The following is a 20,030-nucleotide window of genomic DNA, read 5'->3' on the forward strand; positions in this document are numbered from 1 at the left end:
AGCCACATTGACATAATTGCTTAATGTTATCATAATGTAAAATTGCAATAGTAATTTCATGTGCCGAAATGGTGTTTTGCCAGTAAACATGCGTCTTTCAGGGTATTACTTGCCAGTACTGAGCAATCAGGGCAGGATAACGTTGTGCGAAATTGGTACAGTTTTTGACTATTCTTGAGCAATTGAATAACATACATAAAGAGGACAATACCCATGAAAGATATTAGTTCAGAAGTAAAGTACAACACATCGCGGAGCGGAGGAAAAGGCGGACAGAACGTCAACAAGGTAGAAACGGCAGTAGAAGCCATCTGGAATGTTGATGACTCAAAACTATTTACCCCTGAAGAAAAGATATTGATACTGGACAAGTTGATGAAGCGTATCAATAAAGATTGCAACCTGGTGGTGAAGAGCAGTGAGACCCGCTCTCAACTGGAGAACAAAGAGATAGCACTGAAGAAAATGACGGAGCTGGTAGAGAAAGCATTGCTGCGACCTAAAAAGCGTAAAGCCACCAAACTGCCCAACGCCATCAAAGAGCGCCGCAAAGAATCAAAACGCCGCGACTCACTGAAAAAACAACTCAGAAAGCACGACTGGGCGGATTAATCCACAACATTCATCCGCTTGGTACTCTGGTTTCTGCCATTGGTCAGTCTCAGGAAGTAAACACCCGGCGGCAGGTCACCTCTTTGCAGCGTTACGCTGTGTTTTCCTTTATCCATCTGCTTTTGAACCGGTGTTTGTAAAAGCCTGCCATTTACATCAAATAGTTGGAGTGTTACATTACCACCGTCAGAACCGAAGGTCACGGTAGTAGTGCTGCGGAATGGATTAGGATAGTTTTGGCCCAGTATCTCGTCGCTGCCAGAGACCGTGGTCTCGTCAATATTATTGGTTTTCTGGAAGATCGGCTGAACAGCGTATTGTTTCATCAGTACTTTGTTCATTGTTTGTGTATCTATCTGGAACCAGTCGGCCAGAACAGCAGCATATACCGTGCGATAGTCTATCTGTAGTGGCAGGTTATCGCCCACAGCTGCATTTTTAGGCAATGTAGGGTTAGTGCCTATCAATCCGGGGTTCACGTATTTGCTGAATACCATTACCGGGGCAGTAGTACCGTGGTCAGTACCACCACTCGCGTTCGACTTGATCCTACGACCGAATTCAGAGAAGGTCATTGCGGCCACTCGCTCTTCGAAATTCAATAGCTTGGCTTCATCAAAAAACGCCTCTACTGCATTTGATATATAACCCAGCAGGTCGGCATGGTTACCCACGGTCGTATCCGTAGCATCTGTCTGTTGCGAGTGTGTATCAAAGCTGCCCAGGTTCACAATGTATATCGGCGTTTTCAATCCTCCTGCTATCAGGCGTGAAACAATTTTCAACTGGTCGCCCAGCCTGTTACCTGTCTGCCACTTGTTAGAGATATTGTTCGCGTTTTGAGCAGCAGCCTGTATCACTTTGGTATAAGTTTCTGTTTGCTGCTTGATGTACCGGATAAATGAAAGTTCATGCCCGGCAGGCGTGTTGGGTGCAGGGTCTACCGTTCCGTTTATAATATTGTAAAAACTATCAATACTTGCTATGGACATACCCAGGTTGACATTAGCTCCCTGCACAAGGTTAGATACTCCTGAACCTATCTGTATAGCCAGCGGATCAGGCATGGTGGTATTAGGATAATTGACGGGATAACCTGGATATGCTTCATCCAGGTGCCTCCCCAGCCAGCCTGTATCTACATACTGGTTTGAGTCGGAGCCGGACATCCATATATCGGTAGCCCTGAAATGCGAAAAGTTAGGGTCGGGATAACCAACACTCTGACAAATGTTCACGTAACCATTGTTATACAAGTCCCTTATGCCTGTCATTGCAGGATGCAGCCCGGTATCTATCGTATTATTCAGTGCCAGTACCTTGTTTTGGGGTATGAGTATATTACTCCTTGCTGCGGAGAGTTCAGAATATTTATCCAACGGGATGACCATATTCAGGCCATCATTACCACCATTCAGTTGAATCATCACCAACACCCTTCCATTGGCAGCTGTTTGTTTAGCCAGCAATTCCAATAACGGATTCCTGGCATATGCACCGATTGGTGTGCCGTTTATCATATAAGCAAGCGTGGCTGCCTGCGATACTTTCAAAAAGTCCCTGCGTTTCATCTGTAGCAGTTTTTAATGATCAACATAAATTGTGTTCAGCCAAATGTGTCAGTTCCGTCAGCAGGCTCACTAACCTGGTCTTCACAATATTGGTGTTGGTAGTGTTGGGGTTAGAGATATATGTGGCCCAGGCATTGCTCCAGTAGTAATCCTGCGTTTGTCCTGTCAGCAAGGTGCTTATCTTGTAAGTGTCCTTAAGTGTCTTGGACAAGCCCAGCCCCAACAACAGGTCGGTATAGAAATCTATCAGCAAGTTAGGATCTGCCGGGCTGTAGAATTTCTTCGCAAGCCACATGGGGTCTATCTTAATAGCGGTACCTGTACCTGCAGAAAAACCTGAGTTGAGCATCATATCCATAAACTGCATGCGTCGTGGCATGGTGGTGGAGTTGATCCATTTCTCGTAATAATCAGGCTCCTGGTAAAAGGCTGGCCAGCCGGCAACGTTAGGTGGCAGGTTCGGCTCTAGCCCCAGTTGCGACATATAGCTGCGCAGATAGTTGTATACTTTATATTCATTATCAGAGCGCCAGCCTGAAGGCAACTGTATATCAAACGTACGGAATGTACCCACCACATAATCTATTGGTGTTCGTATAAAACAATCCCTGCTCAATACGTCAAAGAAATGCTCACTCTTCAGCAACTTATTCAGTACAGGTTTTATTTCCCAACCCGTACTCATCATAAGCGACGCCAGTGGCAATATTACCGTACTCTCGGTGGTCTGGTCTATATCATAGTATACGAAGAAACGGTACAGCTTACGAACAATGAATTTGGCTACTTCGAACTTTGAAAAGATCATGTCTATCAGTTCATCTGTTTCCTGCGCACCGGCTGACCCTGTCTTACCCGTAATCACTTTGTTGTTGAAGAAAGACGAGAACTGCTTATCTGATGTTTCGTGCAGTGTTGAGCTGAAATAACTTGACCAGTCAGTTGTTTTATATCGCCAACCTGTAAGTATTTTGGCAGACGCTTTAATATCGTCTTCTGTGTATATAGGTGTGTAATTCTTACCCAACGTGAATAACTCAAACAGCTCACGCGCATAGTTCTCATCAGGTGCTGTTTTGGTGTTCAGGTAACCATTAAGGTACCGCAGCATAGCCGGGTCTTTGGTAATGGCGGTTACCAGTGTTTTGAAATTACCTAGTGCATTGTTACGCAATATCATGTGGTGATTGTACATCATGTGGGCGTAAGCCACCACTGTATATTCTGTTGCAAAATGGTTATGCCAGAAGAAGGTCATCTTTTCCGTTATCCTTCTCTCCGGCTGGTATATCATCCTGCCTATCCACCAGTTGGTCATAGACAAACGACGAAAACTGTTTACCGTACTATCTCCGTAAGGAGCAGTTACCCAGGTATCATCGAGTGCTACTCCTGTGGGGTCAAAGTAAGACGAAGTATTGTAGTTATTTACAGGCGGGGCGGGCGTTGTTTGTGCTGACAACAATTCATCTACAGCTTGCACCATGGTCTTGGTTCGCAATGCTACCACGTCTTCATATTTGACACCGAACATGGTACGCCTGAGCAGATGAATGATTTCTTTATCCGTCCATTGCCCGGTGTATTCATTCAGCGAGCCTGTTGTTTTGCTTAATCCCCGGGGAAGTTCTTTGTTGGCATACTTCTCATATATAGGATCATTGCCTGCAACAGTTGTAGCCTGATCCGCTTTTGTCGCTATCATTTCTTCGAAGAATTCGCGACGGCTGACTTTGCCCATAGTCTTGTATTTATGACGTAATGACTGGTAAAAAGGTCTATGGTTTAATGAAAAGTTAAACCTAATCTTGATCATTTCATAGTACCTGTTATCATTTTTAACCTGCTTATAATCAGTCAAATAAGAACTATTGACGCAACTATTTGATTATTAATATAATATCTTTTCTACAATTCTTGTACGGTATTCTGCAGCCACTGTTCCGATGGATGATATTTCCTCTTAATAAATAAAAGAAGTAAGTTTAAACAGACATAAAACATAGCATGCAGAAACTATTTTCTTTTGTTTTTACCTGGCTTATATTCCCTTTGTCTTTATCTGCGCAATACAAACAGGTAGTAAAAGGCAGCGTTACCGATAAAGAATCAAGAATACCCCTGATAGGTGTTACTATCGTAATTACAGATGTTGAACCGCATATGGGCACAGTGACCGATGACCAGGGGAGGTTTATCCTTAAAGAAGTACCTGTTGGCAAACATACTTTACAAGCTTCGTACCTGGGCTATGGCAGATCCACACTGAATGGCATACTTGTCACCTCTGCCAAAGAGACTATTCTTAATATTGAAATGGAAGAGTCTGCCAGTAAGATGGATGAAGTGATCATATCAGACAGGCGCGACCATATCAATGAAATGGCACTGGTAAGTACTAAGACCTTCGATGTACAGGAAACGGAAAGATATGCCGGCAGCCGCGCCGACCCTGCCCGTATGGCCTCAAACTTTGCCGGCGTAGTGGGTGCTGATGACTCGCGTAATGATATCGTCATCAGGGGTAACTCTCCGCAGGGCGTGTTGTGGCGGCTGGAAGATATAGATATACCGAATCCTAACCACTTTGCTGTTTCAGGTACAACAGGCGGACCTGTTTCTATGCTGAATAGTAAAACACTAGCCAACAGTGATTTCTTCATGGGTGCATTCCCTTCAGAATATGGTAATTCTACCGCAGGTGTATTTGACCTGAAAATGCGAAATGGTAATACAGACCGGCACGAACTGACCGGGCAAATAGGTTTGCTGGGTACTGAGCTTGCAGCCGAAGGGCCCATATCCAGGAAAAGCAGGTCTTCCTATCTTGTTACTTACCGATACTCTACGCTAAAGCTATTTGAAGGGCTGCACATCAAGATAGGTACCAATTCAGTTCCCAATTACCAGGATGCTGCAGTTAAACTTAACTTCCCGATGGGCAAAAAAGCCAACCTTTCTATATTCGGCATTGGTGGTCTGAGCAAGATCGACCTGATCGTCAGCAACCAGACAGAACAACCAGAAGAGCTATATGGCGAGTCGGACCGCGACCAGTATTTTGGCAGCAACACAGGCATCATCGGCAGCTCCTTCAGCTACATCATCAATTCATCCACTTACACCAAACTAACTGTGGCTGAAACATCTTCAGATATCAATGCAACACACTACAAAGTATTCAGGGATAATAACTTCCAGGTAGATTCTCTCAAATACATACTTGGTTATCGCTTTGTAAAAAACACCACTGTAGCACACTGGTACATCAATAAAAAAATATCAAACAGGCATACTATTAAGGCAGGTATCATCAACAACTATTACCACCTGAATTTTGTTGACAGCAGTCGCCAATATCCTCCCACTTTACAGACATGGGAACACAGGCTTAATTTTGTTGGCGGAACTGACCTGTTACAAGGTTACATCCAATACAAATACCGCCCGAGCAATGCACTTACATTCACTGCCGGCATACACGCACAATACCTTACACATAATGGCTCGAAAGCATTAGAGCCCCGTGTGGCCATGAAATACATGATGAATTCAAACAATAATTTCACTCTTGGCTACGGCCTGCACAGCCAGTTGCAACCTATGTACCAGTACTTTGCAGTATTACCTGCCAACCCTGCCGGATCTATGCATAATTACGATGTAGGTTTTACACGCAGTCATCATACAGTAGCCGGATATGAACATATCTTTTCACGTACTGTCAGGTTACGCTCCGAAGCATATTACCAGTACCTGTTCAATGTACCCATTGAAAAAAGAGCAGGTTCCTCTTTCAGCGGACTGAACCAGGGTAGCTCTTTCAGCAGACTGTTTCCCGATACTTTGGTCAATGCCGGTACAGGGTATAATTACGGCATGGAGTTGACGCTTGAAAAAAGCTTTGCAAAGAATTATTATATACTACTCTCAGGATCCGTGTTCGATTCAAAAGCTAAAGGTAATGATGGTGTATACCGCAACACGGATTATAACAGCAGGTTTGCCCTTAATATGTTGACAGGATATGAATACAAACTGGGAAAGAACAGCACCTTACTGACGGGACTAAAAATAACCTATGCTGGCGGAAGAAGATATTCGCCGCCGGATGTAGCAGCATCTAATTCCATTGGCGACCTGGTGGTTGTCGACTCACTGAGAAATACCCTGCAGTTCAAAAACTATTTCAGAACAGACATTAAACTTGGTGTACGTATCAACGCCAAAAAACTAACGCACGAAATAGCAGTTGATCTTATTAATATTTTCGGCACAAAAAACGTACTGTCACAAACCTACAACTTCGACCTTGCAGCACAGGGATCTTATCCTTTTATCACCCAATACCAACTAGGCTTTTTACCATTGTTCTATTATCGGGTGGATATTGGTATCAAACATAAATAAAGAAGGCGCTCTTAAGAGCGCCTTCTTTATTTATATGGTCAACCTACTACTTTTTACCTTTAATCAGTTCTTTTATCTGGGTAGCAAACGGATTCTTCGCATCCAGTTGCAGTACCAGGTCGCAGTACTTTCTTGTATTTTCCCAATCTTCTTTATAATAGTAGCAAGCTGTCAGGTACTGATATGCAAACTGCAGGTCCCTGTCAGACTTCTTTGCACCTTCAACATCCAGGTCCAGCCATTGCTCAAAATATGGTGCGGCAATACCCTCTTTACCTTCAGAATCCTGTGCTGCCTTTACGCGGCCTCTCCAGTAATAACCTGACGGCTGGTCAGGAAATTTAGCTATCATTGAACCATAAATTGTATCGGCCTTTATTAACATAGCAGTCGTATCAACATCCGGCATGTTAGCTGCCAGATAATAGCTGTAACCACCCCAGAAGTAATCAGTCGGTGTTGCCTTATCCTCATAGTCTTTATATATCTTCTCATACCACTGCCCTGCATTATTCCAGCTTTTCAGCGTCCTGAACGACTCAGCAATTTCGCGGTAAGTACTTACTTTATTATCAGTGCTATCCATGCTCAGCGCTTTGTTGAAAGCAATGTTTGCTGAATCGCCCATGTTATTGCGCAGGTAGGCACGGCCCAGTGTCAGGTAATCAAGCGTGTACAATTTCTTCGGGTCCTGCTTAGCGAAATATGAGCGCAGGTTCTCCAGAGATTTTACACCACTGATAGAATCTTTATCTTCCAGGTAAGCATATCCCAGTATACCATAGAAGTTAGGCCTGTTGACACCTTTATCTTTTAGTTCGTTCACTTTTTGAATAGCCGCGGGGAAATCTTTTGCCAGGAACAGTATCTCTGCATACCTGATCATATCTTCAGTAGATTTATCAGAGTGCTGCATGTACTTTTCAATATTCTCTTTTGCTATGTCATACTTACCTACATAAGTATAAGCATTGGCCATATCGTAATAAGGCAATGGATTCTCCGGGTCAGCTTCCTGCGCTTTTTTCCAGTTCTCCAATGCTACTTCATAGTTCTTGGCATTGTACATCAGCTTACCTATGCGTGAATAAGCCAGTGAATTTTTAGGATCTTTCTCCACTGCTTTTTCAAAATCGGTCATCGCCTTACCACCACCTGAAGGCAGTTGCTGGTAGGCATCACCTGCAGATATCAGCAATTCTGGAGTAACCATTTTCTCCAGTACTTCTTCCCACCAGCCAACGGCTTTTTGCAGATCACCGCCTTTAGAGTAAGTAACGGCAGCAGCAGCATACCTTTTCTGCATCCACTCTTTTTTCTTACCCATATCAGCTAATGTATTGGCAGCCTGCATACCGGCTTCTGCACCTTGTGTAGCGAACTTAACCCTAACTGTACCACTTATGTTGGCATAATCTTCAGGATATTTTACAAATGCATTCATCGCAGCATCGGTATTACCCAGCGCCAACTCAGACAAGCCATAATAGTAATTGGCCTGCGGGTCGCCGGCAGCCAGTGGTTGTAAAATTTTCTTAGCACTGGCATACCTTTCATACCTGTACATTTTCATACCATCTTCCAATGACTGTGCTGTAGCATTTACTACCATTGCGGCAGCCAACATGGTTACAATAAACTGTTTCATCTTCATTTTTTTACTCTGTTGTTTAGGTAGAGTTTTTCTTGTTATATAAATACGTTCTGAATTAAAAAATATTATTGGTTCACCGCTGCCTCCCTGAAAATGATATTCACCCTGGTAGGGAACAGCCTGGATTGTTTGAATATCAGCTGACCGCGATCTTTGCTCAGGAACTTAACAAAACCCGAACCCAGGCCTGCATATGTTTCACGACTGATGTAAAACAGCTTCCTTGTTAGCGGGTACCAATCAGGAGCTATATATGCCTGGTAAGGTTTGAACCCTTTGTCCAGGCTATCATTATACACAGTAGCTACGCGTACGTTATTGATAAATGCCAGTCCTTCCGGATCGTTAAAATCGCTCACATAGCTCACACTGATAAAACCGACCGCTTTAGGATTATTTGCTACATAATTGATAACAGAATCATTACCTTTTGCAGCATATACATTACTGCCCAACTTCTCGCCCGGTATCAACGAATCCAACATATACCTGAGGGTACTGGAGCCTGGATTATCAAACACTACAGTAAAGTTGTTCATATTCTCACCTGTGAGTATGCCTTTTATCTCGCTCATGCTGAAGACCGTGTCTTTATTCTCGTTGTTCACTATCATAGCCACTGCATCTTTGGCTATATCGCGCGAGGTAGGTACTATCTTCTTTTCCAACGCCAGTTTTTTCTCATCCTCGCTCAGGTCGCGTGTCACCAGTATCAACCTGACTTTACCATCCAGCAGGTCCTTAACACATTCCGACTCTGATTTGTAATGAATATTTACATGTGCATCAGGAAAACTACTGTCAAATACTTTCAGTTCCTGCTCTATTACGGGGCGGAATGTTTCATCTGCAGAAACCTCTATCGTACCACTGGTCATTGTATCTGTGGGCTGGTCAGGTTTGTTGCCCTGTCCACAACCTGCAACAATCAATACTGCCAGCAGCAAGGTCCATATAAGTCCCATACCCTTCACGAGCGCAATTTTAGTCATTATTTTAAACTTATTTATGATGCTCATATATCTTGTAACATTAATTTAACAGCGGGGTCATGCTGTTGTCATTTATTCTCAACTATTTACGTCTCAGGTCTGTCCAACCCCTCCATATCCTGAATACACCATATAATATCATTGCTGCTCCAATGGTATATGCGACAGCACCAGAAAGCTCCAACACACCGAAGTTTTTAAAATATATCACCGCAGAGCCTACTGCCAGGTACAGTCCACCCATGCCTATATGCATCGACCCGCGGAAATTGATGTACCCTTTATTTCGTGCATTTCTATCTTCCGGGTTCATATTATTATTTTTTAGAGGGTGCAAAATTAATGGATTATACTCGCAATGCCTTTACATTAAGACGAAACAGCTCTGTTTTTTCCATATTTTTTCTGTTTAAGCTTTGTGAAAATGTATTTCTGGAAGAAAATGAGCATTTCTGAGCATAAATGCCATAATAGCACACCTGGTGCTACTGACTATCATACCGATACCTTAAATTTGCCCCCGTTATGGCAAAAGACAATAAATTACAGGATATCATATCTCATTGTAAAGAATACGGCTTCGTATTTCAGTCATCAGAAATATATGACGGCTTGCAGGCTGTGTATGACTATGGTCAGAATGGCGCTGAGCTGAAAAAGAACATCAAAGACTACTGGTGGTTGAGCATGACCCGTATGCACGATAACATTGTAGGTATTGATGCTGCCATATTTATGCACCCCACCACATGGAAGGCCAGCGGGCATATAGACAACTTCAACGACCCGATGATAGACAACAAGGACAGCAAAAAACGCTACCGTGTTGACCACCTGATAGAGAATTTTGCTGCTACATTGGAAGAAACTGCCGGTAAAGCATTGATCGACCAAATGGAAGCATTGTTGAGCAATGACGATTTTGCTGCTCTGAAACAACTGATTGAAGCAAATAATATCAAATGTGCTGTAAGTGATACCTGCAACTGGACAGATATCCGCCAGTTCAACCTGATGTTCGGTACGCAAATGGGCTCGGTGGCTGAAGATGCCGATATGGTGTACCTGCGCCCCGAAACGGCACAGGGTATATTTGTGAACTTCCTGAACGTGCAAAAAACCGGCCGTATGAAGATACCCTTCGGTATAGCACAGATTGGTAAGGCTTTCCGTAACGAGATAGTGGCGCGTGGTTTCATCTTCCGCATGCGCGAGTTTGAGCAAATGGAGATGCAATACTTCATCAAACCAGGTACACAGAAAGAGTGGTATGAATTCTGGAAAGAGACACGTAAGAAATGGCATGCGACACTAGGCATACCCGACAACCAGCAAAATTTTCACGACCATGTGAAACTTGCACACTACGCGGACGCCGCATGCGATATAGAATACAACTTCCCTGACTGGGGCTTTAAAGAGGTAGAAGGTATCCATAGCCGCACCGACTATGACCTCAGCCGTCACCAGGAATTCAGCAAAAAGAAGCTCACTTACTTTGATACAGAAGAGAATAAACACTATGTTCCGTATGTAATAGAAACCTCAATAGGACTGGACCGTACCGTAATGATGGTGCTGAGCGAAGCATATGAAGAGCAGGACCTGAGCGAAGGCGACAAGAAAGACAGCCGTGTGGTACTGAAATTCGCACCGCACCTGGCACCTATTAAGCTTGCGGTATTCCCGCTTACTAAAAAAGACGGTCTGCCTGAAATGGCACAACAGTTAATGGATGATTGCCGCCCATATTTCAAATGCTTCTACGAGCAGAAAGACGCTATCGGTAAACGTTACCGACGCCAGGATGCAATCGGTACGCCGTTCTGCGTAACGGTAGACCACCAGACCCTGGAAGACAAGACCGTAACCGTACGTTATCGCGACAGTATGGAGCAGGAGCGCATACCCATGGATAAGGTAAAAGACCTGGTGCTGGAAAAGATAAAACAGTTTTAATATTTAATGACTTTCGAAAAGCTTTCAGTTTGCTAACTTTATAGTATGCAAGCCGAACTGTCAGAACTGCGCAAATCTTTAAAAGACAGGTTTGAGTTAGAAGTACCCGAAACATTTTCTGAAGAAGAAATAAGGCTGGGGCTCGAAAAACGATTGGCACAATTGCTGGAACGCAATCCCGAGGAGTTTTTCCAGTTACTGTACAGGGTAGACATACCCGAAAAACAAATGCATGAAGTGTTACAACAAGATGATGCACTGGCTGCGCTTGCGGGTTTAGTGTACCACCGCCAACTTCAGAAGATCAGGTCTCGCCTTAAGTATAAAACATACTTTGACAAAGACAATACGGATAGTGAACTGAAGTGGTAAGTGATCTATATCATAGGTTTTCCCCATGAATATCCGTATTTTTATAGGCTAATAATCAACATATGAAAGTAGTTTACCCTGTTTTACTGGCATTAATGGTACTTACTGCAGCCTGTGTAAAAAAACCTGTACCTGTTACGGTTGATACTGTACCTGCTTACTCTGTAGATGTAGAGATGACCAATATGGTGGGGAATTCGAAGTTGTCGCTGAACGACACCTGGTATAAAACTGCTAATGGAGACTCGCTTAGTATAACCACCTATGCCTACTACATGTCCAATTTTGTGCTTACAGCCGATAATGGATCAACATTTTCGGAACCTGAAAGCTATCATCTGATAGACGAATCGCGTGAATCTTCCAGAAAGTTCAGCATAGCCGGCGTGCCCGCAGGCACTTACACATCTGTTACATTCATGATTGGGGTAGACAGCCTGAGAAATGTATCCGGCGCGCAGACCGGTGACCTTTCTACCGACTTTAATATGTTCTGGGACTGGAACACGGGGTATATTATGGCTAAGATGGAAGGTAAGATCGGCCTGAATATTGTAGACAATGACCTGCTTTATCATATGGGTGGCTTTTCAGGCCCATACAGTGTTTTAAGAACTGTTACACTGCAATTTCCTGAACCATTAATTGTAAAAGCAAATACAAGACCTGCGATACACATGAGCAATAATGCACTCGAGTGGTTCCAGACACCAACAACAATTGACATACGAGCTAATCGTTTCCTGGGCGGCAGGGATAATCTTGTTATTGTTGCAGATAATTACATGGATATGTTTAGCGTTGAACACATTGACCAATGAGAAGAATAAAATTAAATGTTGCTGTTTTACTGTCTGTTATTCTAACCTATATAGCTTGTAAACCAGACCCTTCCTTAGACGTAGATGCTACTGTTCCGGAGAATATATCATTCAGCATACCGGAAGGCTGGCCCACTCCGTTCTATAATTTTCAAAACAACACCTTAACAAAGGACGGTTTCTACCTGGGGCGCAAACTTTTTTATGATCCACGTCTCTCCAGGGACAATACAATATCATGCGGTTCCTGCCATCAGATCTTTGCTGCATTCGCTCACGATGGCCATGCAATAAGTCACGGCATTGATGGTTTATTGGGCACACGAAATTCTCCGGCACTGTTCAACCTCAACTGGCATACCGGCTTTTTCTGGGATGGCGGGGTAAATCATATTGAAAGCCAACCATTGAACCCGATACAAAACCCGGTAGAAATGGATGAGAACCTACCGAATATCATTGCTAAACTACAGGCTGATGAAAAGTACAAGCAAATGTTCGTAGCAGCATGGGGCGATGAAACTGTTACCTCACAACGTATATTCAAATCACTGGCACAGTTCATGGGTATGATCGTTTCAGACCATTCAAAATATGACCAGTATATGCGTGGTGAAGCAGCACTAACAACTGCCGAGCAAAACGGCATGAAGGTGTACAATGAAAAATGTGCCGCATGCCATACTGCTCCCTTGTTCTCCAACTTCTCTTACAGGAATAACGGGCTGCAACCCTCTGCCGTAAACGATAGCGGCAGAATGCGTATAACACAACAGGACACGGACATGTATAAGTTCAAAGTACCATCTTTGCGCAACCTGAAATACACTGCCCCCTATATGCACGACGGTCGTTTCAAAACAATTGACCGGGTTTTAGACCACTATACAACAGGCATATATCAAACACCTACTTTAGATCCACTGTTACAAAACGGGTTGTCATTGTCTGCACAGGAACGCAGCGACCTTATGGCCTTCCTCAATACATTGAATGATGAAGTACTGGTAACGGACAGCAGATTTAAAGAACCTGCAAACTAAAAAAGCCCGCCTTGATAGGCGGGCTGCGTGGTACTAAACGATATAGTCCTATTGAACAGACACCAAAGTATAGTGGCGATCATTACTGCGAGATATCAGTTGCAATTGATATAACCCAGCAGATAATTCATGCACACCTATTTTGTTATCTGCTGGTACAGAACCAGACATGATCAACTGTCCTGTAACATTATATAATTTATAAGCTGCATACTGATGCGCCGACATTATATATAGCGTATTGTTGACAGGGTTAGGGTACACACGTACTTCATCAGCTGTTGCAGGCTTTTCTACTGCTAATATATCCTGTGGATCAACAGCATACCAATCATTATAGAATACTTGATTTGAGCCGTCAAGCTTCCAGCCATTTCCCATGTATGCTTTTCCATTCAACACCGTAACGGTACTATACATACGGCTTGTAGTAAGCTCTGCACCCTGCCAGTACACCCAATCATCTGCTACCTGGTCGTAAGCAAAAAAGTGGTTGGAATAAATGGTACTCATGCCAATTGCTCCATCTGCGCCTAAACCTATATATGCCTTATTATCAATAACCAACGATATTCCGCCCCATATTGAAGGTTCTGGGTAGGCCTTCTTCGCCGTCCATTTATCTGTCGCAGGATCATATTCATAGAGCTTGTTCGTTGGTGTACCTGCAACTTCGCCACCTACTATATAACCTTTTGAATTGATCGCAAAACCTATTCCATTGCGGATACCTCCCCCGGGATAATCTGCCTTTGCTTTCCACTTGTCTGCTGCAGGATCATACTCCCACGTCTTGGCACTCTTGGCGGAACCTTCAGAGCCACCTACAATATATGCCTTGTTGTTTACTACAAATACTGCAGCGTCAGAAACACCAGCTGAAGGGAAACCGGATTTTGCGATCCATGTATCTGCTACAGGGTCATATTCCCACAAGTCAGCCATATATGTCGGTGACGGATTGAAATTGTTGTAGTCCTGTGCTCCAAGACCAAGATAGGCCTTACCATTAATAACAAATGTGACACCCTCAGTCCTGATAAAATTCCCGGGCAACCCGTTCTTGAAATTCCACTTATCCGTCACCGGGTCGTAACTCAACAGATCGTTCTTATTCTGAAAGTTACCAACATATCCGCCACTGACAAATATCTTGTTATCTACAGCAAAAGTCATAGCCCCCCACCGGCCGGGTGTAGGCATCGATGCCAGTGTCTTCCAACTACAATACCCTTCCTGGCTAACCAATAATAGAGCCAGGAAAGAGATCGTCACTGCTTTAAATAGTTTGAGTCTTTTCATTGTCGTAAGTTTTTTCTTATAGACAAACACGACAATAGAACAGGCCAATGAAAACCTCTTAAGCTTACTTAATAATGCATAACAACAGTTAAAATACCTTGTAGATAGTACAGCCAAATCACGATACCGTGGTACTACAGCAAATGAAATTATTTATCATTACTGTGTAATATTAATATAGTAAGAACTATTTAATTGTTCGTTCTTCTATAGCATCACTTACAGCCAATACAAGGTTATATGGCACACTCAACCCTTTTTCCGGCACAATATCATACCTGTCCATAGACGACCAATGCATGTAAAAACGGTCAATACCGGGTACATTTACCTCGAAATACATACCATCTTTGCGGTGTTGAGGAATAATAACGGCATGTACCGTATGACCGTCATAAGACACTCTTGTGGTGAAATTCTGCTTCATCACGGCAAAATTAAAATGATTTTTTGGGCTTTCTGCTGTTATATCTCCAACCTTTTTTGCAGTCTGCATGTCTTTAGTATCATAGAGTTATTACCCGCAAATTCAATAACCAAAGAATTTAAATAACTGTCAGATATGAATTTAGGAGTAGCGATCAAATCGGTAAGGAGGCAACTCGGCATAACACAACAGGAGTTATCTGAGAAAAGCGGGATTTCGCAGACTTCACTGTCGCAGATTGAAAATGCCGTGAAACGCCCGAGTAACAAGACAATTCAAAGCATTTGTACTGTGTTGGAAGTACCGGAAGCTGTATTATATATATTAGCTATGCAGGATACTGATGTGCCATCAGACAAAAAGAATGTATATGACATGCTTTTCCCATCTATCAAAAACCTTGCACTACAGATAGTTGGTAATGAGAACAAAGAAATAATAGAGAATTGCCAGGCTGTAGCGGTATAAATAAGTACTTTCCAATCAGTTAGTTTAACGACATAAATATATGCAGGTGATGCCACACACCATCTGCTATATGTATGCTCTTTTGCAGGCTATCCAGCGATATCCTGACAGGAACATCATCTGTTGCGCTGTTTGAATATACTACGGGCTGTTCCTTTTTGTTACTAAATAGCCCGGACAGCTCATGCCAGTTACAAATGGATATAGCGCATGTATATAATATCAATGACCACAACATTGACCAGCCAATAAATCCTGCTTTTGTATTAGTGAACGGCTTCCTCATCCTGTATATTTTGGTGCTGCTGCAGCTTAAATTTACTTTATTACCATATCTCTCATCTACCCCTTTGCGGGGGATATTCAATTGTATCTGTATTTGTCATATCATAAGGCTTAAAATACTGTTCTGTTCAACCGAAACAGGCAGATAATCAGTATTTTAGCTATATGAGAGCGCTGATCGTTGTTGTAATTACCTGCCTGTTACTACCGTTAACCGGTATCGGGCAGCCTACACAGGTAGCGCAGGAATGCAGTCGCTCCAAAATATTTAATGCCTCCGCAAAAACAACACTCGCGTCACCCGACGAACTTAAGTATGACGTCAGGCATGTACATATTGATATATCGCTTGACAACACATCTGTAGCTATTGCAGGCAAAGCTACTACAACAGCACTGGTTACTGAGGGAAACTTCGCCTTGTATGTATTTGAACTCAATAGCAAACTGGCCATAGACTCAGTGAGCATAAATGGCAAAGATGCTGTCTTTGTACGTACTGATAACCTGGTAAAAACCTTTATGCCTTCACTTTTGCAAACAGGCGATGTTTTTTCTGCAACAGTATATTACCATGGATTGCCGGACGCTGGTTCTGTATTCTTTTTCCAGAGTGGTATGAACAATGCGCCTGCAGAAGAATGGAACAGTACAGTAACCTATACGTTAAGTGAGCCTTTCAATTCAAAAGACTGGTGGCCATGCAAACAATACCTGGAAGACAAAATTGATTCGGCTGATATATGGATAACTGTGCCGGACAGCCTGAAAGCCGGGAGTAATGGTTTGTTGCAACGAGTAACGTCTTTAGCAGGTAATAAGAAACGTTTTGAATGGAAAACTACCTATCCTATTGCATATTACTTGTTGTCTGTATCTGTTGCTGCTTATGATGAGTATTCTTTTACACGTACTATGCCCGATGGCAAAGAGGTGCTGGTACAGAATTACCTCTACGACAGGCAAAATGTGCTGGACAGCTTTAAAAACAGGTTAGACACTACAGGTGAAATGTTATACTATTTCTCTGAATTGTTCGGCACATATCCTTTTCACAAAGAGAAATACGGGCATTGTATGGCGCCTGTATTCGGTGGTATGGAACACCAGACCATGACTACACTACATAACTTTAATGCGGCACTGGTGGCGCATGAATTGACCCATCAGTGGTTTGGTGATAATGTAACCTGTGGTACATGGAGAGATGTGTGGTTGAATGAAGGATTTGCTTCTTATGGGGAGTATTTGTTTGCTGAAAAATTTTGGGGAGATACTGCAGCGCTTAAATATATACAAAAGGTGCATGACATTGTTTTAGATGATACAGTATTGACAGGGTCAATTTATATGTCAGAGGCAGAAGCAAACAACCCCTACCGCATATTCGACGGAAGGCTCAGTTATCAAAAGGCATCATCTGTATTGCATATGTTGCGGTATATCATTAATAATGACAACCTGTTCTTCAGTATACTTCGGGAATATCAGTTGCAGTTTGCAAACAAAACAGCTACCACAGACGACTTCAAACAATTGGCTGAAAACCTGTCCGGATTTGACCTTCAGCAATTCTTCGATCAATGGATCTATGGCGAGGGCTACCCAATATATTCAGTAATTTGGAACCAACTTGACGACAAATTATTGCTACAAATAGAACAACAAGGCTGTGTACCCGCTTCCGTACGCAAATTCAATATGCCTGTAGAAATTAAGGTGATATTTTCAGGAGGTGATACTACTGTCCGCTTGCCAGATGGAATTGACCAGTACACAGAAATAACCATACAACGTAAAATTGACAATATCCTATTCGACCCGAAAGACGCATTGTTGAATAAAGAAGTAGTAAACAGGGACTATGCATTGGGTATCCGAAATTTGCCAGTCGATGTATATGTGTATCCCAACCCCGCTGTCAACGACTGGAAAGTTGTAAATATTACCCCGGGAAGTGAATTATTGCTCACTGATCTGCAAGGCAGGAAAATCTGGACAAAAACTGCAACTGATAATTACGGGATATCAATACCTGCTGCAGGCTATGCCAGGGGTGTGTATTTACTTCGCATAATGGATAATTACAACAAAACCACTTCATTAAAGCTAATAAGGTTGTAACTTCCCATAAAGGACATTACGTATGAGGATTCTCAATTTTACATTATTAATAGCAGTCACCTCTATATGGTTTAATGCTGAGGCACGTAATGAATGTTCCGAAAGAAGCATTCTGCGAGGTATGCAGAAAACAACGGTTGCAACTCCGGAAGAGGATAATTATGATGTAAAAGGGCTGAAATTTGATATAAATCTAACAAATACTGGTCTTACAATAAGCGGCAATGTAACTACATACGCACGCACATTAATATCTAATTTCAATGTCTATGCATTTGAACTGGATACAGCGCTGACTATTGACTCTGTAAAAGTGAATAATCAGCCTGTAACAATAACAACATCCGCAAATGTGAGAAGAGCCCAGATAGGCAATGCTTTAGCAAATAATACAGATTTCACAGTACAGGTGTTTTATCATGGTACGGCTCCTGCAGGAACCGGGCAGTTTTTTACCGGGGGATTGAACTATGTCAAAACACCTTCCGGTACAGAGATCATGTACTCATTGAGTGACGACCTGTTTGCCAAAGACTGGTGGCCCTGCAAACAGTCATTACAAGACAAGATAGACTCTGTAACCATGTGGGTGACAGTGGATGACAACCTGAAAGTTGCAAGTAACGGGTTGTTGAAAAACACAACTACAATGCCGGGAAATAAACTGCGTTATGAATGGGAAACAAAATACCCGATTGACTATTACCTTGTAGCGGTAGCAGTGGGCCCATTCAGCGACTACAGTTACTATATGCACTATACAGATGGCAGTGGAGATTCGATGCTTGTACAAAACTACCTGTTTGACAGCAGTACTTACATGACCTCTATCAACAAAGCCACCTTTGACACCACAGGACAGATCATAGACTATTTCTCGAAGCTATTTGGCAAATATCCCTTCAAAGATGAGAAATACGGGCATTGTATGACTGCGCTTAGCGGAGGTATGGAACACCAAACCATGTCGTGGTTGGGCACATCAAACCTCGCACCTCAACTTGTTTCGCACGAGTTGGCCCACCAATGGTGGGGCAACAGCGTTACCTATAGCCGGTGGGATCATGTATGGCTTAGTGAGGGCTTTGCCACCTATGCAGAACAGTTATTCCTGGAACATTTTGATGGACCACAAGCTGCCAAAACTGAAAGAACAGCTACATTTGGCAACGTACTGGGCGCAGCAAACGGTAGCGTGTGGGTAGATGATACCACCAATGTGGGCAGAATATTCGACAACCGGCTTACGTACGATAAAGGCGCATCTGTAGCTCATATGTTACGATACCTTGCGCCCGAAGACAGCCTTTTCTTTGTCGCTTTACGGGCCTACCAGCAACAACATAAATATGGCAATGCGCAAACGTCTGACCTGCAGACTGCTATGGAACAAGCCTATAATATGCCATTGGACAGCTTTTTCAGGCAGTGGGTATACGGTCAGGGATACCCGACATACAATGTAAAATGGGCACAATCAGGAAATATACTACACCTGAAATTCGTTGAGGGCACCTCACATAATTCCGTCAAACATTTTAACCTGCCCGTTGAAGTACTACTCAAATCGCCGACCGGTGATACAATAGTAAAGATCAGTGATGCTGATCTGCTTAACCACAATATCATAATTTGTAACAAAACCATAAACGGCGTAGTGGTAGATCCTAATGATGAGATCGTTAATAAAACAGGCACTGTTACTAGCGACCCTACCCTTTTGTCTGTACCTGTAGATATGTTCAGTCAAATGAAGGTATTCCCCAATCCTGCTGAATACGGCTGGCATATTTCAGGTATAACGACCGATTCACATATACGGCTGTATGACATCAGCGGCAAAATGGTATGGACCGGCAGCGCTGCATCAGATACGTATATACCGGCTCATAACCTTGCACATGGCATATACATTTTACAATTAAATGCTCCCGAAGCAGGTACAGGCTATTTCAGGTTGGTAAAATAAGAAAGAACCTTAAAATGCAGA

The 20,030-nt window shown here is 42.9% G+C and carries 17 protein-coding genes; 9 read left to right on the forward strand and 8 right to left on the reverse strand.

Annotated features, from left to right (window positions below; genetic code table 11):
- The first annotated feature begins 213 nt into the window (after positions 1-213).
- Complete coding sequence (gene arfB / locus H6550_00315; protein ID MCB9044555.1) at positions 214-612, forward strand: aminoacyl-tRNA hydrolase; 399 nt, start codon at positions 214-216, stop codon at positions 610-612.
- Here arfB and H6550_00320 read toward each other — a convergent pair.
- Both H6550_00320 and H6550_00325 read right to left on the reverse strand, forming a co-directional pair.
- Entirely contained in the window at positions 609-2,183 is a 1,575-nt protein-coding gene (locus H6550_00320) for a DUF1501 domain-containing protein (GenBank protein ID MCB9044556.1), read from the reverse strand. The genes arfB and H6550_00320 overlap by 4 nt on opposite strands.
- A 19-nt stretch (positions 2,184-2,202) precedes the next feature.
- Positions 2,203-3,924 carry a DUF1800 domain-containing protein gene (locus H6550_00325; protein ID MCB9044557.1) on the reverse strand — a complete coding sequence of 574 codons (1,722 nt, stop codon included), beginning with the start codon at positions 3,922-3,924 and terminating at the stop codon, positions 2,203-2,205.
- A gap of 266 nt (positions 3,925-4,190) precedes the next feature.
- Here H6550_00325 and H6550_00330 point away from each other — a divergent pair, with 266 nt between their 5' ends.
- Positions 4,191-6,593 carry a TonB-dependent receptor gene (locus H6550_00330; protein ID MCB9044558.1) on the forward strand — a complete coding sequence of 801 codons (2,403 nt, stop codon included), beginning with the start codon at positions 4,191-4,193 and terminating at the stop codon, positions 6,591-6,593.
- A 46-nt stretch (positions 6,594-6,639) separates the two neighbouring features.
- Here the strand turns inward: H6550_00330 and H6550_00335 are convergent, their stop codons facing one another.
- The 3 genes from H6550_00335 to H6550_00345 all read right to left on the reverse strand — a co-directional run bounded on the left by H6550_00335 (position 6,640) and on the right by H6550_00345 (position 9,552).
- Positions 6,640-8,241: a hypothetical protein gene (locus tag H6550_00335; protein MCB9044559.1), complete on the reverse strand. Its 1,602-nt coding sequence runs from the start codon at positions 8,239-8,241 to the stop codon at positions 6,640-6,642.
- A 71-nt stretch (positions 8,242-8,312) separates the two neighbouring features.
- On the reverse strand, positions 8,313-9,239 hold the full coding sequence (locus H6550_00340; GenBank protein ID MCB9044560.1) for a substrate-binding domain-containing protein: 927 nt from the start codon (positions 9,237-9,239) through the stop codon (positions 8,313-8,315).
- Between the two features lie 82 nt (positions 9,240-9,321).
- Positions 9,322-9,552, reverse strand: a complete 231-nt coding sequence (locus H6550_00345; protein MCB9044561.1) for a hypothetical protein — start codon at positions 9,550-9,552, stop codon at positions 9,322-9,324.
- Between the two features lie 212 nt (positions 9,553-9,764).
- On the opposite strand from H6550_00345, the gene H6550_00350 reads away from it, so the two are divergent.
- From H6550_00350 to H6550_00365, 4 genes are all read left to right on the forward strand, one after another.
- Positions 9,765-11,198, forward strand: coding sequence for a glycine--tRNA ligase (locus H6550_00350; GenBank protein ID MCB9044562.1), 1,434 nt, complete (start codon positions 9,765-9,767; stop codon positions 11,196-11,198).
- Between the two features lie 45 nt (positions 11,199-11,243).
- On the forward strand, positions 11,244-11,570 hold the full coding sequence (locus tag H6550_00355; protein ID MCB9044563.1) for a hypothetical protein: 327 nt from the start codon (positions 11,244-11,246) through the stop codon (positions 11,568-11,570).
- Positions 11,571-11,632: 62 nt separating this feature from the next.
- Positions 11,633-12,391, forward strand: a complete 759-nt coding sequence (locus H6550_00360) for a hypothetical protein (protein MCB9044564.1) — start codon at positions 11,633-11,635, stop codon at positions 12,389-12,391.
- Positions 12,388-13,434 carry a c-type cytochrome gene (locus tag H6550_00365; protein ID MCB9044565.1) on the forward strand — a complete coding sequence of 349 codons (1,047 nt, stop codon included), beginning with the start codon at positions 12,388-12,390 and terminating at the stop codon, positions 13,432-13,434. The genes H6550_00360 and H6550_00365 overlap by 4 nt, the downstream gene beginning before the upstream one ends.
- 48 nt (positions 13,435-13,482) lie before the next feature.
- Here the strand turns inward: H6550_00365 and H6550_00370 are convergent, their stop codons facing one another.
- Positions 13,483-14,736, reverse strand: coding sequence for a T9SS type A sorting domain-containing protein (locus tag H6550_00370; GenBank protein MCB9044566.1), 1,254 nt, complete (start codon positions 14,734-14,736; stop codon positions 13,483-13,485).
- A gap of 187 nt (positions 14,737-14,923) precedes the next feature.
- A complete protein-coding gene (locus tag H6550_00375) occupies positions 14,924-15,163 on the reverse strand; it encodes a hypothetical protein (GenBank protein ID MCB9044567.1) in 240 nt (79 codons plus the stop codon).
- Positions 15,164-15,298: 135 nt separating this feature from the next.
- Here H6550_00375 and H6550_00380 point away from each other — a divergent pair, with 135 nt between their 5' ends.
- Positions 15,299-15,631, forward strand: coding sequence for a helix-turn-helix transcriptional regulator (locus tag H6550_00380; GenBank protein MCB9044568.1), 333 nt, complete (start codon positions 15,299-15,301; stop codon positions 15,629-15,631).
- 19 nt (positions 15,632-15,650) lie between these two features.
- On the opposite strand, the gene H6550_00385 is transcribed toward H6550_00380, so the two are convergent.
- Positions 15,651-15,917: a hypothetical protein gene (locus H6550_00385; protein ID MCB9044569.1), complete on the reverse strand. Its 267-nt coding sequence runs from the start codon at positions 15,915-15,917 to the stop codon at positions 15,651-15,653.
- 164 nt (positions 15,918-16,081) lie between these two features.
- Here H6550_00385 and H6550_00390 point away from each other — a divergent pair, with 164 nt between their 5' ends.
- Positions 16,082-18,040: a T9SS type A sorting domain-containing protein gene (locus H6550_00390; protein MCB9044570.1), complete on the forward strand. Its 1,959-nt coding sequence runs from the start codon at positions 16,082-16,084 to the stop codon at positions 18,038-18,040.
- A 22-nt stretch (positions 18,041-18,062) separates the two neighbouring features.
- On the forward strand, positions 18,063-20,009 hold the full coding sequence (locus tag H6550_00395) for a T9SS type A sorting domain-containing protein (protein MCB9044571.1): 1,947 nt from the start codon (positions 18,063-18,065) through the stop codon (positions 20,007-20,009).
- The last annotated feature ends 21 nt before the right edge of the window (positions 20,010-20,030 follow it).

Source organism: Chitinophagales bacterium, assembly GCA_020636495.1.
GTDB lineage: Bacteria > Bacteroidota > Bacteroidia > Chitinophagales > Chitinophagaceae > UBA5543.

Bases quoted from the DNA above. Each gene is read 5' to 3' on its own strand.
- arfB (MCB9044555.1), top strand. From the start codon at position 214: ATGAAAGATATTAGTTCAGAAGTAAAGTACAACACATCGCGGAGCGGA.
- H6550_00320 (MCB9044556.1), bottom strand. From the start codon at position 2,183: ATGAAACGCAGGGACTTTTTGAAAGTATCGCAGGCAGCCACGCTTGCT.
- H6550_00325 (MCB9044557.1), bottom strand. From the start codon at position 3,924: ATGGGCAAAGTCAGCCGTCGCGAATTCTTCGAAGAAATGATAGCGACA.
- H6550_00330 (MCB9044558.1), top strand. From the start codon at position 4,191: ATGCAGAAACTATTTTCTTTTGTTTTTACCTGGCTTATATTCCCTTTG.
- H6550_00335 (MCB9044559.1), bottom strand. From the start codon at position 8,241: ATGAAACAGTTTATTGTAACCATGTTGGCTGCCGCAATGGTAGTAAAT.
- H6550_00340 (MCB9044560.1), bottom strand. From the start codon at position 9,239: ATGACTAAAATTGCGCTCGTGAAGGGTATGGGACTTATATGGACCTTG.
- H6550_00345 (MCB9044561.1), bottom strand. From the start codon at position 9,552: ATGAACCCGGAAGATAGAAATGCACGAAATAAAGGGTACATCAATTTC.
- H6550_00350 (MCB9044562.1), top strand. From the start codon at position 9,765: ATGGCAAAAGACAATAAATTACAGGATATCATATCTCATTGTAAAGAA.
- H6550_00355 (MCB9044563.1), top strand. From the start codon at position 11,244: ATGCAAGCCGAACTGTCAGAACTGCGCAAATCTTTAAAAGACAGGTTT.
- H6550_00360 (MCB9044564.1), top strand. From the start codon at position 11,633: ATGAAAGTAGTTTACCCTGTTTTACTGGCATTAATGGTACTTACTGCA.
- H6550_00365 (MCB9044565.1), top strand. From the start codon at position 12,388: ATGAGAAGAATAAAATTAAATGTTGCTGTTTTACTGTCTGTTATTCTA.
- H6550_00370 (MCB9044566.1), bottom strand. From the start codon at position 14,736: ATGAAAAGACTCAAACTATTTAAAGCAGTGACGATCTCTTTCCTGGCT.
- H6550_00375 (MCB9044567.1), bottom strand. From the start codon at position 15,163: ATGAAGCAGAATTTCACCACAAGAGTGTCTTATGACGGTCATACGGTA.
- H6550_00380 (MCB9044568.1), top strand. From the start codon at position 15,299: ATGAATTTAGGAGTAGCGATCAAATCGGTAAGGAGGCAACTCGGCATA.
- H6550_00385 (MCB9044569.1), bottom strand. From the start codon at position 15,917: ATGAGGAAGCCGTTCACTAATACAAAAGCAGGATTTATTGGCTGGTCA.
- H6550_00390 (MCB9044570.1), top strand. From the start codon at position 16,082: ATGAGAGCGCTGATCGTTGTTGTAATTACCTGCCTGTTACTACCGTTA.
- H6550_00395 (MCB9044571.1), top strand. From the start codon at position 18,063: ATGAGGATTCTCAATTTTACATTATTAATAGCAGTCACCTCTATATGG.